We start from the raw sequence: 18,720 nt of genomic DNA, 5'->3' as shown, positions 1-18,720 counted from the left end.
GACTATTCCCTCTTTTCCACGACAAATGCTTCATTTAATCCTTGTTCGATCCACTTGGTTTGTGCATCGAGCAATGAATCTCCCGTCATCTCTTGAAAAAAATGACTGATCAAGGCCTGCGGGTCGGTTTCTCGTGTCGTTAGCTGTCTTTTTTTCGTCTGTTCTCGACCATTCAACCGTTCGACAGACAAAATAAATGGATAGATCTTTCGCAACTGATTCATCATATTTGGAATCACAGCACGATCCGTCAGCAGAAAATGCCAAAACGCCTCACGATCCAGCTCACGGTAAAAAACCGGATCGATCAACTCCTCAAAGGAGGCTGTCAGTTGCTGGATATCCCTTTTTGGTGTCAGGGGAATAAATTCATTTGTGTCTTTTACAGTATCAACAAGATAGACCCCTTTTTGGTTCGTCCGTTCAGAAAGGGAAAATTTCAGCGGAGAGCCACTGTACCCGATTTTCGGATGTTTCAGGGCGGTATTGGCATGTAAATGCCCCAAAACGACTCGATCAAAAGGTGCAAAAGCTGTGGTCGGCACGCTGTCCAATCCGCCAACTTGAATTTTCGTTTCAGAATCCGTTTGGCTAGCGCCCGCCACAAAAAAATGGGTCACTAACACTTGTTTTTTTGACGAATCAAAGTGCTTGGTCATCTCCTCGATCACTCTTTGGACACTATCTGAAATTTTCGTTAACGGTTCGTCAAAAAATAAGCGCGCCTCGATCGGTTCAAAATAAGGCAGCAAAAAGAATTGTGTATCGTCAAACTCGACCGGTTGTAAACTTTGTTCGATGCTGGTGGACAGATAAAAACGTGTTTGCTGAAACCACTGACTACCAGTTTCTAGCCGCGTTGGGCTATCATGGTTTCCTGAGATAGCCAATAAAGGCAGTTCATTCGTTAGATTGATTTCTGCGATTTTTTCATTCAATAATTTGACCGCATCGACAGCGGGAACGGAACGATCATACAGATCACCTGCAATGACGATGGCAGCGGCTTTTTCTTCTAAAGCGATCGCAATGATTTGATCGATAATTGCTCGCTGGTCCTCCAGCAGATCATAGCCATGTAGTTTTTTTCCGATGTGCCAATCAGCTGTATGTATAAAGCGCATTTCTTCACCTTCTTAAAAAATATCCTTCCAACCATTATACCACTTTCCCTGATCGTTAGACATCTCTCTGCCAGCGAAATTTCACTTACCACCCATTTTTGATAAAAAGAGCGAACACCTGACATCATTATGTTGAAATGTTTTTTCAATTATAAATTTATATCTTGAAATATAATTACACTTCATTTACAATGAGTGTGAAATCGAATTCAACAATCGCTTTCATCACTATTCTAAAAGAAAGGAGAAACGCTATGCTTGCAATAGGACTAATGTCAGGAACCAGTTTGGATGGGATCGACGCTGCTTTAGTAAAAATCAATGGCTGCGGCACCGAAACAGACGTACAGCTGATGGAAATGGTCACACTACCCATTGGTGAAGAATTGAAGGAACGAATAAAAACTGCTTGTGATCCGGTGGAATCAAATGTTCCCCTCATCTGCCAATTAAATACTGAATTAGGATATCAATTTTTGAAAGCGTGTCAAATCCTCTGCCAAAAAGCTGGTATTGAAGAAAAAAGCATTGATTTTGTTGCCAGCCATGGACAAACGATCTGGCACTCCCCCGATTCTGATCCAGCGAAAAACAGCACCTTGCAAATTGGCGAACCTTCGATTATCGCTTATGGCTTACAAACGAAAGTCGTCGCCGATTTTCGAGTGATGGATATGGCTGCTGGCGGTCAAGGCGCCCCTCTTGTTCCTTATACAGATTATCTGCTCTATCAATCAGACAGCAAAAATCGTTTGCTGCAAAATATTGGCGGCATCGGCAATGTTACTGTACTACCAAAAAGTGGCAGCTTAAACGAGCTGTATGCCTTTGATACAGGTCCAGGAAACATGGTCATCGATGAATTAATGGTTCAGTTATTCGGCCAGCCTTATGATGCGTTTGGTGAAACAGCCCGTGCGGGAGCAATTATACCCACCTTGCAAAAGGAATTAAGAACTCATTTTTATTTGTCCCAGCAACCGCCGAAAAGCACCGGGCGTGAGCTTTTTGGAAAACATTTCGTGCAGCAGTTATTGACCAAGTATCCCGAAGCAGCACCTGAAGACTTGGTGAGGACTTTAACCGATTTCACCGCTTTTTCCATCGCTGACAGTTACCAACGGTTCATTTTTCCTCAGTTGGGAACAAACGATCTAGAAGTGATTCTCTCGGGCGGCGGTGCCCACAATCCTCTGCTGATTGAACTGATCCAAGGCTATTTACCAGAATCAGCAGCCGTTGGAACACAAGATGACATTGGCGGTTCCAACGATGCCAAAGAAGCGGTGGCTTTTGCCATCTTAGGAAATGAAACCCTTCACAGCCGTGTCAATAATGCCCCTGCAGCAACCGGGGCAGCCCAAGGCGTGATTTTAGGGAAAATCATTCCGAATCCATGGGAAGCAAAAATGTAAAACACCTTAGGAGGATAAACCATGTTAGATAAATTCACTCAATTCATCGAGCGCCATTTGGCAGGACCGATGGAAAAACTTGGCAGCCAGCGTCACTTGCGGGCGGTTCGTGACGGGATCGTTTCAACCTTGCCATTGATCATCGTCAGTTCGTTCTTTATGATTTTAGCCTTTCCACCGCTGCCTCAAAGTTGGGGCATCTATCAATTCTTGTCTAGCAATGCCACAACGATCTTATTGCCTTATCGAATGACGATGTACATTATGAGCTTGTATGCGGCATTCGGGATCGGATACAGTCTTTCTCGCTCTTATAAGCTTGATGGTCTTTCTGGCGGGATCCTAGCTACGACCGCCTTCTTACTGACCTTCACCCCTGTCAATATCCCAGCAGAAGCCTTGGATGCTGCTGGAACGGTCGGCTTTGTCTTGCCAATGGCCAATTTAGGGAGTGCTGGTATGTTCGTGGCGATCATCACCTCGATTCTTGCCGTTGAAATCTATCGGTTAACGGACAAATCGAAATTTAAAATCACGATGCCAGAACAAGTCCCACCTGCAGTCGCTCGTTCTTTCGAAGCCTTGACCCCTACCTTAGTCATTATTTTAGGAATGGGTGCGATCACTTACTATATCGGCTTTGACTGGCACACGATCGTGGCAAAAGTCGTTGATCCTTTAGTCAGTGCCGCAGACACCTTGCCAAGTGTGCTTTTGATCACCTTCTTGACGACCTTCTTCTGGTCATTCGGGATCCATGGTGCTTCTATCGTTGGTTCACTGGCTCGTCCATTATGGTTGCAGTTATTGGAAGGAAATACGACTGCGCTTGCTTCAGGAGATATGATTCCCAATATCGCAGCCGAACCATTTTATCAATGGTTCATCTGGATCGGTGGGGCTGGTTCAACGATTGGTTTGGCTATCTTGTTAGCGTTTCGCACCAAATCGGAATTCGGTTCAAAACTAGGAAAAACAGCCTTGATTCCAGCTATTTTCAACATCAACGAACCACTGATTTTCGGTACACCGATCGTTTTGAACCCAATCTTGATCCCACCTTTCATAATTGCACCACTGATCAATGGCGTCATTGCGTGGGTCGCTACCTCAGCTGGTTTAGTCAATGCAGTTACGGTCAATGCCCCTTGGACATTGCCTGGACCAATTGGCGCTTTCTTAGCGACTGGCGGCGATTGGCGTGCGATCGTGCTGAATGTTCTTTTGATTCTTTTATCGATCCTGATCTATTACCCATTCGTAAAAATCTATGACAAAAACGAATTGGAAAAAGAAAATCAACCAGTCGTACAATAATGTGTAAATAAAGGTCGTACGAAGCACCCACCAAGACAAACAGAAGAAGCCTTCCTCACCAGCTTTTTCCAATGCCAAGAGGTGCTTCGTGCGGTTTTTTAGAAAGAAGGAAAACCATTGAAACGAGAAATTGGCCTTTCGATTTACCCCGACCATAGCGATCCTTTACTGGATCAAGACTATTTAAAAAAAGCTGCTGCCCTTGGTTACTCTCGCTTATTTATGAGTATGCTAGAAGTCAGTGAAGGCAAAGAGACCGTCAGAAAAAAATTCTCTTCGATTATCGGCTTTGCCAAGAACCTTGGCTTTGAAACGATATTAGATATTTCGCCTGCTGTTTTTAGTGATCTGGCGATCTCTTATGACGATCTTAGCTTCTTTGCAGAATTAGGTGCGGACGGTATCCGCTTGGATCAAGGGTTTGATGGCAGTAAAGAAGCCCAGCTGACCTTTAATCCATTTGGCTTGGCGATTGAATTGAATATGAGTAATGATGTGAACTATTTAGAAAATATCCTTTCTTATCAAGCCAATGAACCTTTTTTATATGGCTGCCACAATTTTTACCCCCAACGAGGCACAGGCTTAACGGATGCTTTTTTCCGCAGCTGCAGCCAACGTTTTAAAAAATATGGGTTGAAAACAGCCGCCTTCATCACTAGTCAATCAGCCAAAATCGGCCCTTGGGAAGTCAATGATGGCTTACCGACCTTAGAATCTTGTCGAGATTTACCATTGGCGCTGCAAGGGAAGCTGCTTTTTGCTTCTGGGTTGATCGATACCGTGATTATCGGCAATGCTTATGCGTCGGATGCAGAGCTGAAAGCTCTGGCGGCGATCGATCGTTACAAGCTGACCTTTGGCGTTCTCGTAGACGCAGACGCCAGCGAAATCGAACGGAGAATATTAGCCGAAACCAATCATTTTCGTCGTGGTGACAGTAATGCGTTAGTCGCTCGTTCCACACAGTCACGGGTGAAGTACCGTCCCATCGAAAACCTCCCTCATACAAACCAAGAACCTTTTGCCTATGGGGACATCGTTATCGGCAATGATACCTTTGGCCAATACAAAAACGAATTGCAGATCGTTTTGACCCCTCACCAAGACACACGGAAAAACAAAGTCGGCGCCATTTCAAATGACGAGCTGCCTTTGTTGGAATATTTAAAACCGTGGACCAAATTTGCTTTCGAATTATTGGATTAACTCTTTAGAAAAAAGCCGCTGATCACAAAAGGATCAGCGGCTTTTCTTAGGTATTAATCTTCTCTTTTGGACTCATCGATTTGATAAACAAATGACGGATCAATCGCTTGATCCAGTGTGTCAAATGCACCCTGGATGCGCCGTTCGACTTCCGCCAAGCCCTCTTTGTCCATCTTTTTGATGTCACTGATGTCAATGGGCTCCCCAAAGCGGACGGTTACTCGCTTGCGTTTAAAAAGATCTTTTAACGTCAGCGGTCCTTGATAAACAGAGGGAACGATCTTGACCTTAGCCATTTTTGCGATCAACGCCATGCCGCCTTTTAAAGCCGTTGCGTGTCTCGTACCACTTGGAAACATGATCAAGCTAAGATCCGTTTCCTTCAAAATTTTGACTGGCGTCTTTACCGCGCTCGGTCCCGGTTTGTCTCGTTTAACTGGAAAAGCATTGGCATGGATCAAAATGAACCGTAAAATCGGGTTTTTGAACAGCTCTTCTTTCGCCATAAAACTAAATTTCTTTGGTCGAGCAGCCACTGCTAGGTACAATGGATCCCACCAGGTTCGGTGAGGAGCCACTAAAATGTAGTTTTCATTTTTAGGTAAAACCTCTTTGTTTTGATAACGAGCATTGCCGTTGATCAAAAATAATACTACGCGAACCACACCGCGCATAAAGCGAAAAAACATACTCATTTTCCTTTCTATTTCTCTCCTATTCAAGTATGCAAAAAAACGGTTTAAATGACAAGCATTTTTTAGCGTTTCCCATTATTCTTAATCGTAGTATAATACATTGAAATGAATTTAGAACAGGAGTATGCTTCATGTTGCAACCGAACGAACGCATCGACCAATTGTATGCCAATGACATCAAGATCATTCAAAGTTCCGAAGTTTTTTCTTTTTCATTAGATGCTGTGTTATTAGCAAATTACGCTAGAGTGCCAAAAAGAGGCGTAATCGTTGACCTTTGTGCAGGGAATGGCGCAGTCGGTTTATTTATCAGCAAAAAAACGACCGCTCATATTTATCAAATCGAATTGCAAGAACGCTTAGCGGATATGGCGCAGCGCAGTATCGAATTAAACGACTTGCAAGACCAGCTGACGGTCTATCCTTTGGACTTGAAGAACCTCTTTCAAAAAATCAAGCCTGATTCCGTCGATCTATTGGTCTGCAATCCCCCTTATTTTAAAAATGTACCGACGGCGATCAAAAACCCGAATCCCTATTTAGCGATCGCTCGGCACGAGATCACCACAACTTTAGATGAAGTGATCCAAACCGCTAGCAAAGCGTTAAAAATGAACGGACGGTTTGCGATGGTTCATCGCCCGGATCGCTTTCTCGATATTTTGGACCATATGCGCGCCCATCGAATCGCACCAAAGCGCGTCCGCTTCGTCTATCCGAAAGTAGGCAAAGAGGCCAATATTTTATTGATTGAAGGAATCAAGGATGGCAAGGCGGATGGCTTTAAAATTGATTCCCCTCTCATTACCTATGATGAAACGGGTGCCTATAGTCCCGAAGTGAAGGCGATGCTCTATGGCTGCTGAGAATCATTATTTTTATGTCATGCGTTGCAACGATCAATCCTTCTACGGTGGTTATACCACTGATTTGAGCCGCCGCTTATTAGAGCACAACAAAGGGATCGGAGCAAAATATACCCGTCCTGCTAGTCGCAGACCATTACAAATGATCCATGCGGAAAGCTTTTCCACTCGCAGTGAAGCCACTCAAGCAGAAGCAGCCTTCAAAAAATTGTCTCGCAAAAAGAAAGAGGACTACCTGAGCAGCCATAGCGAGAGTAATGTTATCTGACCAAGCATACAAAAAACTACCTGCGCACGGAAGATTCCTGCTTGAAGGAGCTTTCTTTCGTGACTTAGGTAGTTTTCTTTTATGGTTATTCATTCCTATTTGGTAACGCCCATTGGGTTTGACTTTTCCCAAATTCTTTCGGGATCACAGAATCGACGGATTGATATTCGAGGGTTTCTTGAGTCTTTGGAATCGTAATTGCCGTCAAATAGTTGTTGGTTTCGGAATAGAAGCCGATCGTTTCAAAGGAAGGATCAGTCAAATGGTATTGAACCCCCTGCAGCTTAGCCGTTGTTTCCTCTTCCACAAATGTCGGTTGATAGCGAGCATAGTAAACCTGGGCGCCCATTTTAAAATATACGGAGTTATGAGCAGATCCAAGAAATTCAATCGCCCGTTCCACTGATACTGCTTGATAGATCCCTAAAGTTTCAATCGCTTCATTGCTTTGGATGCGCTGATAAACTGCTGTAGTATCAGATTCGTAATATTTATAGCCTAAAAACATTTTTTCGCGGTCTCGGATATTCGGTGTGATCAGCGCATTATACGTTTTGAATTCACCATACACTTGATCTCCAATAAAAAAGCCTAGCAGACACGCAACGACTATGCCGCCAAGCAATAGCGTCACTTTCGGGTTACGGTTTTCTCGATAAAGCAGAACCATCAGGAACCCTAATAATGCGATCAGACCAACCACCATGAGAATTGGTAGGATCACATAGTAAAAACGCTCACTTTGCAGCCATTTTTCGATCGTCATAAATGCAATCATTCTTTCTTCCCCTTCGATTCCTCACTACCTACTGTTTTTCCCTTGGTCAACCAGTAGAAGGATCGTCCTTTCATCCCTTTTCTTGCCATTGACTCTTCCGACGCTCAATTCACACGTAAATTCTTATGAAATTAATTTTACCATAAGTATGTATAAAAGATAAGTATTCGTTGGATTGCTTTTCACGACCAGCATCCATTGACAAAACGAGGGTTTTATCAGATAATATTGATGCTAATAGGGAATGAATGTCTCCCTCAGTTCTTACTGAAACCGCAAGTTTGCTAATGACTTCTACCACTTTTTTTAGTGTGTAGTAGTCATTTTTTATTTTCACTCGTTCGTCATAGTTGCAAGAGCATTATTCCTATCTTTTTTAAAGGATCGTGATAGAAATGAAGAAACAAGAAACAACGTATTTTGAACTGACTGCATTAGGTTTGCTCAGTCTGGTGATTGGGGTGCTTGCTGGAGCTGTTGACACTTTCTTTGGCAAAATTTTGCTGTTCTTAAGTGCCTTCCGTGAAAGTCATTTTTTGCCATTGATTCTCTTCTTACCAATTATCGGTATTTGCTTTACTTACCTTTTCCAAAAGTATGGCGATCGGAGTCCTCAAGGAATGAACTTAGTGTTTTTAGTCGGGCAGGAAGAAGAAAAAGATATTCCGCTGCGTTTGATTCCTTTTGTAATGGTGGGAACCTGGCTGACGCATTTATTTGGAGGAAGCGCAGGCAGAGAAGGAGTTGCGGTTCAGTTAGGTGCCACCATCGCCAATCGTTTAGGAAATTGGGTGCGACTAGAAAAGTACGCCAGCACCCTGATCATGATTGGGATGGCTGCGGGATTTGCTGGTTTATTTGAAACCCCCATCGCTGCAACGTTCTTTGCATTGGAAGTGCTTGTCATCGGTAAATTTAGTCATCATGCCCTCTTACCTGCTTTGCTGGCTGCTTTCACTGCTAGTACGACTTCTCAATGGTTAGGCTTAGAAAAATTTAGTCTTATGTTGCCTCAATCCGTCGATTTGACGATACCTGTTTTTCTGAAATTACTTGTGATTGGGTTGATTTTTGGTATGGTTGGCGGCAGCTTTGCGGGCTGTTTAGAAACGATGAAACGCATCATGAAGCGGCGCTTCCCGAATCCACTGTGGCGTATTGGGATTGGCGCATTGGCGTTAGTCTTGCTTTTTGTTTTGTTGTATCAAGGGCGTTATTCAGGCTTAGGAACAAATTTGATCAGCGCGAGTTTCACGAAGCAACCGATCTATTCTTATGATTGGCTGCTTAAGTTGGTGTTGACCGTATTAACCATCAGCATTGGTTTTTTGGGTGGAGAAGTCACCCCTTTGTTTGCGATTGGCTCTTCTTTGGGGGTCGTGTTGGCGCCACTGTTCGGACTGCCTATCGAACTGGTAGCAGCACTAGGCTATGCCAGTGTTTTTGGCAGCGCCACTAGCACCTTATTTGCACCGATCTTTATTGGTGGAGAAGTCTTTGGCTTTCAAAATCTACCCTTCTTTGTGATCGTCTGCTCCGTCGCCTACTTTATCAGTAAACCTTATAGTATCTATCCTTTACAAAAAAGATCGGCAAAAGGACAATGAGCCACTTCTGAACACGACAAGAGCAAAGAAAAAACCGCGAACAAGTCGCGGTTTTTTTGCTATTTTGCACGTTTTAAATAAGTACCTTCAGCTGTATTGATTTCTAGCATTTCGCCTTCTTCAACAAAGTCAGGAACATTGACAACTAAGCCCGTTTCCATCGTTGCTGGCTTTCCTGAACCAGTCACAGTTGCCCCTTTGATTGATGGCTGTGTTTCAACAACTTTCAAGATTACACTTGAAGGTAATTGCACGCCGATTACTTCGCTGCCGAAGAATTGAATTTTTACTTCCATGTTTTCTAGAATGAACTTCATTTCTTCTTCAACCACTTCAACTGGAATTTCATATTGTTCATAGGTTTCCAGATCCATAAAGAATGCGGTATCGTCCATTGTATATAGGTATTGTACAGCTTTCGTATCGATATGCGCTTTTTCAAATTTTTCTTCTGGACGGAAGGTTGTATCGTAAGTAGAACCAGTCCGAACGTCACGTAATTTCATACGCATAACCGTATTTCCTTTACCTGGTTTGTGGTGGCTGGCATCTAATACTTTGATAAGTTTGCCGTCTTGAACAAACGTCATTCCAGCTCTTAAGTCACTTGCATTGATCATAATTTTGAAATCTCCTTCACTATGTGATAATCCTTGTCTATTGTATCAAAAAAAACAGCTTTATTCTAGCTAAATCAGTGGGAAGGTCGCACAAGTTTGCGCCGCTTCTCCATGTAGTGAGGATCGTACTCATCCGTTTCAATATAAATATAGACTTTTTTATCTGCCATTTGATGTCGAATCTCGGCTTCGATCTCATTAATGATCTCATAGCCGACCTCTTCTTGTTTTGCGGCAATATCGACTTTCGCTGCAATCAAAATTTCTGCTGGCCCTAAATGGACTGTTTTCACATCGATCAAGCGATCAACATCGGGACGTTCAAACGCTTGTTTGATCACCGCTAAATCAAGTTTAGTAACACTTTCCCCAATCAGTAGACTGTAAAATTCGCGGGCTAAGAAGATCGCTGCTACCATCAATAAAAGACCAATCAATAAGCCGCTGAAGGCATCAAAAAATGCGTTCCCGGTAATCATTGTTAAAACCGTTCCGATCAGTGCGATCATCAGACCGATCACCGCACAAAAGTCTTCTGTGAAAATGATCAAAATCTCACTATGCCGACTTTCTTTCAAAAAACGATAGATTGGTTGACGTTCGACGTTTAGCTCGCGGATCTCCTTGATTGCGATCCACAACGAACTTCCTTCAACGATCATCCCGAAGATCAAGATAGCGATCACTAACCAAGTATTGCCGACTTCATGGGCGGGATGCAGCAGCTTTTCCACTGCTTCCATCACGCCTAATGCGCCCCCACCAAAGAAGAGCATCATCGCAACGATCGTGCTGAAAAAATATTTCGCCCGACCTTCACCAAACTGATGCAGTTCACTTTGTCCCTTTGTTGCCCGTTTATCACCGATCAATAAAAAGATCTGATTGCTGCAATCCACGACACTATGAATGCTTTCATTCAGCATGGCCGCACTACCGCTCAAGGCATAACCGACAAACTTACTGATCGCTACCAAAATGTTTGAGATCAGTGCAGCGATAACCGCCATCATGCCATTTGCTTTCTTTTCCACACCTAACGCTTCCTCTCATCAATAAACTCCCTGCTTATTATGCAACTATTCTTCACGAATGGATCAAGCTGCCTCTAGTTCCTCAATCAACAGGTGCTTGCTTTTTCAACTTCGCCTCTCTACGGCTGATTTTTTTGGTCCAAAAACCGCCCGAAATATACTTGGGTTCATAGCTGATGATAAACGCTCGCTCTTCCACCGCTTTGATCGTTTGATAGAGCTTTTTCTCACTTTTTCTTTGGGAAAGAATCTCTAAAATCAGTCGCGGGCCTTCCAATCCTTCACCAAAGCTTTGTGTCACACCATAACCCTCTTGTCGCAAAATCTTCGGCAAACTCTTTTCTTCATCCGTATTACTAGGTAGGATCACTGTGACCATTGTATAGCCCAGAGCCAGCTTATCTTCGATTTTGATCCCGATACTGACTCCTGCAGCATAGCCTAGTGCATAGAACAAGAGATTCAGCGGGTTATCCAAACGATCCAATACCATAGATAAGCCTAAAATATAGATCGTGATTTCGATCATACTCACTAATGGGGCAATCACGCGATACCCTTTCATTGTCAATAAAAATCGCAGTGTGTTCAATGTGACATAGGCGAGATTGATAAAGAAAATCATCGCCAGCATTTGTAGATCAACTTCCATCTTTGATTCCCCCTTGTTCTTAGCATATCAAAAGGCAAGCGAAAATTAAAATATTTGAGCAGGATTTAATTACTAAAATAGCTAAATAAAATTTATTCTGGAGAAGACACAGTGCTTAGGTGATTTTGTTGAGGACTACCATGTTATGATTTTGCTCATCGATACACTACCTGTGGTTTCACTCACTTCTATTGATTGAAAAGCGTATCTACCAAAGTGGGAAAAGTAGTGTAAACCACTACTCGTTTGTTTCAGACAAAAAAGAAGTCCAATGCAAATGGACTTCTTTTTGTCTGATCAACTTTTACAGTGTTCGATCATATTCACGATTGCAGAACATACTTACTTGTTTTCCAAGGGGTTATTCGTCAGCACCAGGTACGAAACTCAGCTCCCAATGGATGGTTCCTTGATAACTTGTTGCTTGCGGCCTCGCGCCAATAGGGATTTCCAGCTCGACACTTTTTTGCATGGTATCCTCGTTTCCATAGCGTTGAATCCAAGTTCCCGCCCCTTGCTTTTCATTGGCACGTGCAATCACTTGGTTCTGCGGTCCCAGCTCGATTGCATCAAAGTAGTCTGGTGCTTAAGAGGGATTTTCTCTAGAGGTAACCATTTCAATATTCGTCAAATGCACACTCGCTCCTTTTAAGTGGTGCTTAAACGCATCCGTGCTAACGAACCCTTCCTCTGATAATCGGGCACTCAAGGTCCAGCCCTTTTGAAGAAATCGACGATCGGAAACCTGAATGTAGTTTGGTCGTTCGGTTGATTCATGATCATCCACTAAAGAAATTCGTTGCGGACGCGCCGGATAGCGGCTTGTCGACGAGCGAATCGGTACTGTACCAAAATCGAATTGTGAAACAAAGTCTATACTGATAAACCCGCGATTTTCTGGTATCAAGGGTGGATTTTCAGGTAGAATCGGTTGATCAGGATCAAGGGGATCTTTTGGGTCTACGTCACCAATGGGTTCCACAGTGGTTGATGCTTCTGCCCATTTGCCATCAAGAAATGCCTGAGCGGTGACCACCTCACCTTGAGTAAAATACTGGAAAGGTTCTAAATCAGATAGATCAAGTAAATAATGCCCGTTTTCATCCGCTTGGGTGTGAAAATACGTGCTATTGCCAGCACTATCGACTGTCGTTTCAAGCGTCGGTTCTGGCATCAGTCCCTCTCTTTGGAATCGAAGGTAGCTACCAGGATTGGCGGTTCCCGAAATCGTATAGGCATTAGGTAAGGTTCTATCTTCTGTCAAAGGATCGATGGTCACCGTGACGTCTGGTATGTTCTCAAACAATAGCCGTTGCGAACGAGAAGCAAACTGCGCGGCAAACCCTCGACTTGTTTCCTCATTCAGCGAAGATACATTGGTCACATTGGTATTGGTTCCTGAAATCGCCGCAGTCATGGACAGAATCGGTTGCCACTGAAAATCAACTGTCTCTCCTGTATTTCCATGCCGCCACTGGCGAATCGCCTGATTCTTTGCAGTGATTCCTCCCCCTTCAATTAGACCATTTGTGGTGGTCGTTATGGGGCGGGTTCTTTGCAAATTGACACGCTTGGCATCGTCGATCGTCAATCTTGCGGGATTGTTGGCGCCGGTAAAGAAAAGTAGCCGTTGGACAGCTTGTGGGCTGTCCGAACGAATATCTAAGGTAGCATCTTTGCCTACGTTGAGATTGCCAGTCGTGCCAGAGAAGTGGAAGATATTTGCGGTTGTATTTTGATTTGTTGCTTCAACCTCTAAGGTGCTGCTGTCTTCTAAGGTGACATGCGTATTGGCACTTAACCAGAAAATATGACTGTACAACGTTCGGTTTGCAGCAGCAACCGACAAGCGACTATTTTCCATTAAGCGAATATCATGGGTCGAGCCTGATGTGATGACTGCTGGGCTGTTGTTTTGTGTATTTAGTGCCAATTCCGCGCCTTTTCCTAACTCAATGCGTCCATTGCCAGCGACAAAGCGAATATTAGCACCGCCTGCTTCACCAGCTGAACCGTTGGCATTTAATGATAGTCGGGCATTATCCCCTAATACGAGACGCGCATTTGTATTATAAAAATCAAGATTTCCTGAGCTGATCGTCGACATTTCGACGTTTGCTCCCTCACGAAGCTCTATTTGGTTGATTTCAAAATTCGCCTGAGTATTTGTGTGAATCGTCCAAGAAGCATTGAAGTCTGAGGTATATCTAGGCGTTTGGTGTGAAACCGAATGTCCAGAAAAGCTGGCTCGAGAGTGCAACCCGTAAAACAACTGATTGCCCGTATGGTTGAGATTGTGGTATCGAATGATTGAACGCTGCTGATTTGTCATGTTCAAATCATGGTATTCAATTGCCCCCCAAAAGTTTCCATGATAGAGTTCCAAATTTTGCAAAGTAATGTCCCATGGAGAATCAGGATTGACACTCGAATCGCGGAAACAGATCGCTACGGCTCTAAGATCCATCTGATAGTTGTCGAGGCCATCGATGATTAACGTTCTTGAAACTCTCGAGGCATTGATATAAACATAGGCTAATCCGCCGTTAGGATTGACGCTGCTGCTCCAGCCGTCAATTCCCGTAATGCCTAAACGAGGATTATCGTTCGTTTGAAAACTGGCTGTCAAATAAATATAGTTGACCGTCGGATCGACCATTGCAGCCATAAATTCGACCCAGTTAGCAACCCCTCTCTTTTTTACGTCGTCGCCTAAAAGATAAAGATTGCCAGGATCAGATGCTGATGCCTCAGGAAGCTGGCTTTCTATTTCCTTCTCTTCTGCTAGTTGATCTTCTTGATCCTCTTGATCCAAATGATCCAATTGATCAGTGGAGTCACTCGAATCAGTTCGCTCATCCTCTTGTGTGTCCGTAAGGTTTTCCCGTGCTTCCTTTATTTCAAGCATTATCATTGAATCTGCTGCTTCAAATGGAAACGATCCTGCTGTATCAACTATCAATGGAACCAAAAAATCACTTCTAGGGGTATCGGTCGTTAGTTTCCAACCGTTCTCTTCAGTGAGTGGCGTCATCTTGACTCCCTTTGGCAACTCCTCTTCAGCAATAACCGCAGCTTTCGGCAATCGGATCGCTATTTCACTAATGGGACGGTCCGTATGAAACGCAACCAGTAACAGGTCTCCTACAGTCCCGGATTTCGTTGATTCATCAAAATAAATGGCAACTCTTTCCTCAGCCTCTTGCTCTCGTATCGGATCGAATGATTCACTCGTAACCGTTTCTTCCTCCAGCTGCGCAGCAAAGAAAACGTTTGAAGAAACCACTCTCATGGTTGAGAAAAAGTAGAGTCCTCCAAGTAAGCCAATAATGATGGTGAAATATACCTTTCTCTTTTTCTTGTTCATTTGTTGATGCCCCACCTTTCAGTGTATCTTTCCCTTGAAATCGATCATGAATCAGTCCTTCCCAAAGAGCAGCTTTAGCCATCAGGACGCTTGCTTCCCTTTTTCAATTGCAGCTGATCAGAAAACCACTGTCCTGCCACCGTTTGACTTGCCATCGATTTTAAATGACAAAAGTAATCGCCAATTAAAATAACAAACATTATAAATAACGATGGTTTTGATCGTTTCACTTTATTCTATAGCCCACGCTATTGCTTAGTAAAATCAGAATATTCCTCAGCCGGTGAAAAATGTATTTCAACTAATCACTTTGTGAAATCGATAGTTTCGGCACACAAAAAAAAACAGCTAGATGTTAGCCATCTAGCTGAAATCATTCATCGTTATGCTCAAAGGACCACTTCTATTAAGAGTAACTGTCACTGCTATTTAGAACGAAAATAGCCATTTGAAGATTCTTCTTGTTGATCGTCTTCAATCATTCCTTTTAATGATCGATCTAAAACGGAACGTTTTTTTTCACCATTTTTTTTATTGCTGGCTCGAAACTCACTGCGTGTCATCCCAACAGAGGGGTGGCGATTGAATTTTTTGACGGTCGGATCATTTTCTTCTTTGACTTGATAAGCTGCTGGTTCAGTATCAAACAACAAATAACTTTCTTGTTTTTTTGCCATTGCATCCATCAAATCGTTCGGTGTAATTTCAGGTTTTTGCTCATCTGGAATAATCGATGCAGGAATATATTTAGGCACGAAATAAGAGCGCCCCGAATATTCTTTTTTCGAAGAAACAGGAACCTCAGCTTTTTCCTTCTTACTAGTCACTTGATAAGAAGAATGGTTCGCCTCTTTGCCAAAAAAGTTGGTTTTTCCTGTTGGCATTTGCTCTTTCACTGGACGTTTTCCGTACTGAGGCAAGTTGGCACGGTGATTGGCAAGCTCTTCTTTTTGACGAACATTGTGCCCCCGATCCCGTTGGCTGGACTGCACTTTGCGCTGTAAAGATTGATTTTCATCCTTGTGAGAATGACTCACGGGATCTTTGATTTCGGTTAAAATCCAATCATCTGCTTTACTGAATGCGGGGCGATGCTCGGATTGCAGCTTCACACCATCTGTATCATCATAAGCAGGAAAACGGAAGTGTTTTCGTTTCACATCTAAATAATTTGCCACTGTACTCATCCTCTTACATGCATTTTTTTCATCATACCATAAATTAAGGGGAATTTCACGAAAGACTACACCATTTCAGATGAGGACACTTCAGCTAAATTCGGCTGGAGGCACCGTCTCAGTCAAGCTTGCTGCATTCGGTTCTTTGACATGGGCAAATAATGGATCGATCTGCCAAATATCTGCAGCATAATTTCGCACCGTTTCATCTGCCGAAAATTTGCCTGCATTGGCAATATTCATTAGGCTGACTTTACGCCAACGTTGCGTATCCTGATAGGCACTATCTACCCGATGCTGCGCGTCACAATAGGCATGAAAATCCTTTAATAAAAAGTATTCATCATTGTATTTCAAAAGGGAATCAAAGATTTCCCGACCTTCAACTTGAATATTCGGGATCGTCCCATCAATAAAGGCATTGACCACCCGTTGCAAGACTGGATCTGACTCATAGTAGGTGTAAGCAGAATAATTATGCTGGGCGTAATACTGATACACTTCTTCTTCCGTCAACCCAAAGATCGCAATGTTTTCATCACCGATCGCATCTCGAATCTCAATATTGGCACCATCTAAAGTCGCGATCGTTACTGCCCCATTTAGCATCAACTTCATATTGCTTGTCCCTGACGCTTCTTTAGAGGCCAATGAGATTTGTTCACTGACATCCGCTGCTGGAATGATTTTTTCTGCTAATGAAACGTTGTAATTTTCTAAAAATACAACCTTGATTTTATCATTGATGGTTTCATCATGATTGATCAGATTCGCCACTTCATTGATGACTTTAATGATCGATTTTGCGTAGTGATAGCTTGGTGCTGCTTTGGCACCAAAAATAAAGACTCTTGGATGAAACGCTGCAGTCGGATCGTCTTTGACCTCAAAGTAGAGCTTCAAGATATGCATTAGATTCAGCAGTTGTCGTTTGTACGCATGCAGGCGTTTGATCTGCACATCAAAAATTGCCGTTGGATCTACTGTAATGCCCGTTGCTTTTTGAATGTACTTTGCCAGTGCACGCTTGTTACTCATTTTTGCGTCGGCAATTTGTTGCAGAACGTTTTCGTCATCATAATAATTTTTGAGCAGCTGCAGATCCAAGGGGTCATTGCGCCAACTCGTACCGATCGACTGATCCAGCACTTTGGCTAATGGTTGATTGGCTAGCTGAAGCCAACGCCGTTGTGCGATGCCGTTGGTCTTATTGTTGAAACGGGCAGGATAAATGAGATAGAAGTCATGGAGTACCACTGATTTTAGTAAATCAGAATGGAGCTTGGCTACCCCATTGACACTATGGCTGCCGATGATGGCTAGATGTGCCATATGGACTTGATCATCAATAATGATTCGCGTCCGATCCAGTAAGGCTTGCGGATGGACCCCTTGCATTCCTTCGACAAAGCGCCGATCAATTTCTTTGATGATCTGATCCATTCTCGGCAACACTTCTTCAATCATGCGAACTGGCCATTTTTCTAAGGCTTCCGCCATGATCGTATGGTTCGTATAACTCATGACTTTCACGGTGATCGCCCACGCTTGTTCCCAATCAAGGCCTTCTTCATCAACTAAAATACGCATCAGTTCTGGGACACAAAGCGCTGGGTGCGTGTCGTTGATATGGATTGCTACTCGTTCACTGAGCATCGCTAAAGGCAGATTCGATTTTTTATAATAGCGAATGATACTTTGAATGCCTGCAGAAACAAAAAAGTATTCTTGCATCAATCGTGTGCGTTTGCCGATCTCGTTTGAGTCATCTGGATATAAAACAGCAGTCAAATTTTCTAAGTCTTGCCGTGATTCCAATGTCGCATAATGCGCCTCATCTTCAGCAGGCACTTCGACACTCCACAAGCGCAGTGTGTTGATGTGTTGATTCTGATAGCCAACCATCGCGGTGTCATACGGAACTGCCCGCCAGGTAAAGCCGCCTTCATAGACTGGCGCTAGTTTTCCGTCCTCTCCCGTAACGAGATAGACCTGCCCACCAAATCGAATAGGCACCGCTTTGCTTTCTTTGCGGACTTCCCAGACATTCCCAGAACGTAACCAATCATCTGGTAATTCTACTTGATGGCCGTCAATAAATTTTTGTTTAAATAATCCATAGCGATAGCGAATCCCGTTCCCATTTCCCGGCAAGCTTAATGAAGCCAGCGAGTCCATAAAACAAGAGGCCAAACGACCGAGGCCCCCGTTTCCTAAAGCCATGTCTTTTTCTGTATCCGCAACGTCATCAAGGGAAACGCCTAACTCTTCAAAAACGGCTTCCGCTTGCTCCAACAGCTGCATATTCAACAAATTGCTTTTTAGCATTTTGCCAGGCAAAAATTCGATTGAAAAATAGTACGCTTGTTTTTGATCCTCCAGCAAGAGATTTTTTCTGGTTTGACGCCAGTCTTCTGAATACATTTGCTTCACCACATTGGCTAGTGCTTGAAACAATTCCTGCGGTGAAGCTTCATCCACTTCAATCGCAAAGAGTTCATGAACACTGATTTCTAGCAGTTCACGCAGTCGTTCTTTTGTCATAGGGTTACACTCCTTTTTGCATTCAATTTATAAAAAAGAAGAATCC

At 43.3% G+C, this 18,720-nt stretch carries 14 protein-coding genes, 1 pseudogene and 1 riboswitch; of the genes and pseudogenes, 6 read left to right on the top strand and 9 right to left on the bottom strand.

What is annotated here, in order from left to right; all coding sequences use genetic code 11:
- Positions 1-2: 2 nt before the first annotated feature.
- On the bottom strand, positions 3-1,124 hold the full coding sequence (locus IGJ05_RS01170; protein WP_005229687.1) for an exonuclease SbcCD subunit D: 1,122 nt from the start codon (positions 1,122-1,124) through the stop codon (positions 3-5).
- Between the two features lie 254 nt (positions 1,125-1,378).
- Between IGJ05_RS01170 and anmK the strand changes: the two genes are divergently transcribed.
- The 3 genes from anmK to IGJ05_RS01155 all read left to right on the top strand — a co-directional run bounded on the left by anmK (position 1,379) and on the right by IGJ05_RS01155 (position 5,065).
- A complete protein-coding gene (gene anmK / locus IGJ05_RS01165) occupies positions 1,379-2,539 on the top strand; it encodes an anhydro-N-acetylmuramic acid kinase AnmK (protein ID WP_438724984.1) in 1,161 nt (386 codons plus the stop codon).
- Between the two features lie 21 nt (positions 2,540-2,560).
- A complete protein-coding gene (locus IGJ05_RS01160) occupies positions 2,561-3,856 on the top strand; it encodes a PTS sugar transporter subunit IIC (protein ID WP_016610823.1) in 1,296 nt (431 codons plus the stop codon).
- Between the two features lie 117 nt (positions 3,857-3,973).
- The gene (locus IGJ05_RS01155; RefSeq protein WP_266166577.1) at positions 3,974-5,065 is read left to right on the top strand and encodes a DUF871 domain-containing protein; all 1,092 of its coding nucleotides are present in this window, start codon (positions 3,974-3,976) and stop codon (positions 5,063-5,065) included.
- Positions 5,066-5,118: 53 nt separating this feature from the next.
- On the opposite strand, the gene IGJ05_RS01150 is transcribed toward IGJ05_RS01155, so the two are convergent.
- Positions 5,119-5,754, bottom strand: coding sequence for a lysophospholipid acyltransferase family protein (locus IGJ05_RS01150; protein ID WP_005229679.1), 636 nt, complete (start codon positions 5,752-5,754; stop codon positions 5,119-5,121).
- 137 nt (positions 5,755-5,891) lie between these two features.
- Here IGJ05_RS01150 and IGJ05_RS01145 point away from each other — a divergent pair, with 137 nt between their 5' ends.
- Positions 5,892-6,626, top strand: coding sequence for a tRNA1(Val) (adenine(37)-N6)-methyltransferase (locus IGJ05_RS01145; RefSeq protein WP_266166576.1), 735 nt, complete (start codon positions 5,892-5,894; stop codon positions 6,624-6,626).
- Positions 6,616-6,894 carry a GIY-YIG nuclease family protein gene (locus tag IGJ05_RS01140; RefSeq protein ID WP_266166575.1) on the top strand — a complete coding sequence of 93 codons (279 nt, stop codon included), beginning with the start codon at positions 6,616-6,618 and terminating at the stop codon, positions 6,892-6,894. The genes IGJ05_RS01145 and IGJ05_RS01140 overlap by 11 nt, the downstream gene beginning before the upstream one ends.
- 85 nt (positions 6,895-6,979) lie before the next feature.
- Here the strand turns inward: IGJ05_RS01140 and IGJ05_RS01135 are convergent, their stop codons facing one another.
- Positions 6,980-7,672, bottom strand: a complete 693-nt coding sequence (locus IGJ05_RS01135) for a hypothetical protein (protein ID WP_266166574.1) — start codon at positions 7,670-7,672, stop codon at positions 6,980-6,982.
- A gap of 231 nt (positions 7,673-7,903) precedes the next feature.
- Positions 7,904-7,976, top strand: a riboswitch (Fluoride riboswitch).
- A 91-nt stretch (positions 7,977-8,067) separates the two neighbouring features.
- On the opposite strand from IGJ05_RS01135, the gene IGJ05_RS01130 reads away from it, so the two are divergent.
- Positions 8,068-9,279: a chloride channel protein gene (locus IGJ05_RS01130; protein ID WP_121260985.1), complete on the top strand. Its 1,212-nt coding sequence runs from the start codon at positions 8,068-8,070 to the stop codon at positions 9,277-9,279.
- Positions 9,280-9,338: 59 nt separating this feature from the next.
- On the opposite strand, the gene efp is transcribed toward IGJ05_RS01130, so the two are convergent.
- The 6 genes and pseudogenes from efp to IGJ05_RS01100 form a co-directional block, all read right to left on the bottom strand.
- On the bottom strand, positions 9,339-9,899 hold the full coding sequence (gene efp, locus IGJ05_RS01125; RefSeq protein ID WP_005229668.1) for an elongation factor P: 561 nt from the start codon (positions 9,897-9,899) through the stop codon (positions 9,339-9,341).
- 74 nt (positions 9,900-9,973) lie between these two features.
- Positions 9,974-10,933, bottom strand: coding sequence for a cation diffusion facilitator family transporter (locus tag IGJ05_RS01120; protein ID WP_266166571.1), 960 nt, complete (start codon positions 10,931-10,933; stop codon positions 9,974-9,976).
- Between the two features lie 82 nt (positions 10,934-11,015).
- Positions 11,016-11,585, bottom strand: a complete 570-nt coding sequence (locus tag IGJ05_RS01115; protein ID WP_005229664.1) for a DUF2179 domain-containing protein — start codon at positions 11,583-11,585, stop codon at positions 11,016-11,018.
- 361 nt (positions 11,586-11,946) lie between these two features.
- Positions 11,947-14,244: pseudogene (locus tag IGJ05_RS01110) on the bottom strand (WxL domain-containing protein).
- 1,133 nt (positions 14,245-15,377) lie between these two features.
- A complete protein-coding gene (locus IGJ05_RS01105; protein ID WP_142968261.1) occupies positions 15,378-16,139 on the bottom strand; it encodes a hypothetical protein in 762 nt (253 codons plus the stop codon).
- A gap of 81 nt (positions 16,140-16,220) precedes the next feature.
- Positions 16,221-18,674 carry a glycogen/starch/alpha-glucan phosphorylase gene (locus tag IGJ05_RS01100; RefSeq protein WP_266166570.1) on the bottom strand — a complete coding sequence of 818 codons (2,454 nt, stop codon included), beginning with the start codon at positions 18,672-18,674 and terminating at the stop codon, positions 16,221-16,223.
- Positions 18,675-18,720: the final 46 nt, after the last annotated feature.

The sequence above is a fragment of the Enterococcus sp. AZ167 genome, assembly GCF_051714025.1.
Taxonomy (GTDB): Bacteria; Bacillota; Bacilli; order Lactobacillales; family Enterococcaceae; genus Enterococcus_D; species Enterococcus_D casseliflavus.
The sequence above is the reverse complement of the archived record's forward strand: the minus strand, read 5'-3'. Positions and strand labels throughout refer to the sequence as shown.

Bases quoted from the DNA above. Each gene is read 5' to 3' on its own strand.
- IGJ05_RS01170 (WP_005229687.1), bottom strand. From the start codon at position 1,124: ATGCGCTTTATACATACAGCTGATTGGCACATCGGAAAAAAACTACAT.
- anmK (WP_438724984.1), top strand. From the start codon at position 1,379: ATGCTTGCAATAGGACTAATGTCAGGAACCAGTTTGGATGGGATCGAC.
- IGJ05_RS01160 (WP_016610823.1), top strand. From the start codon at position 2,561: ATGTTAGATAAATTCACTCAATTCATCGAGCGCCATTTGGCAGGACCG.
- IGJ05_RS01150 (WP_005229679.1), bottom strand. From the start codon at position 5,754: ATGTTTTTTCGCTTTATGCGCGGTGTGGTTCGCGTAGTATTATTTTTG.
- IGJ05_RS01145 (WP_266166576.1), top strand. From the start codon at position 5,892: ATGTTGCAACCGAACGAACGCATCGACCAATTGTATGCCAATGACATC.
- IGJ05_RS01140 (WP_266166575.1), top strand. From the start codon at position 6,616: ATGGCTGCTGAGAATCATTATTTTTATGTCATGCGTTGCAACGATCAA.
- IGJ05_RS01135 (WP_266166574.1), bottom strand. From the start codon at position 7,672: ATGATTGCATTTATGACGATCGAAAAATGGCTGCAAAGTGAGCGTTTT.
- IGJ05_RS01130 (WP_121260985.1), top strand. From the start codon at position 8,068: ATGAAGAAACAAGAAACAACGTATTTTGAACTGACTGCATTAGGTTTG.
- efp (WP_005229668.1), bottom strand. From the start codon at position 9,899: ATGATCAATGCAAGTGACTTAAGAGCTGGAATGACGTTTGTTCAAGAC.
- IGJ05_RS01115 (WP_005229664.1), bottom strand. From the start codon at position 11,585: ATGGAAGTTGATCTACAAATGCTGGCGATGATTTTCTTTATCAATCTC.
- IGJ05_RS01105 (WP_142968261.1), bottom strand. From the start codon at position 16,139: ATGAGTACAGTGGCAAATTATTTAGATGTGAAACGAAAACACTTCCGT.
- IGJ05_RS01100 (WP_266166570.1), bottom strand. From the start codon at position 18,674: ATGACAAAAGAACGACTGCGTGAACTGCTAGAAATCAGTGTTCATGAA.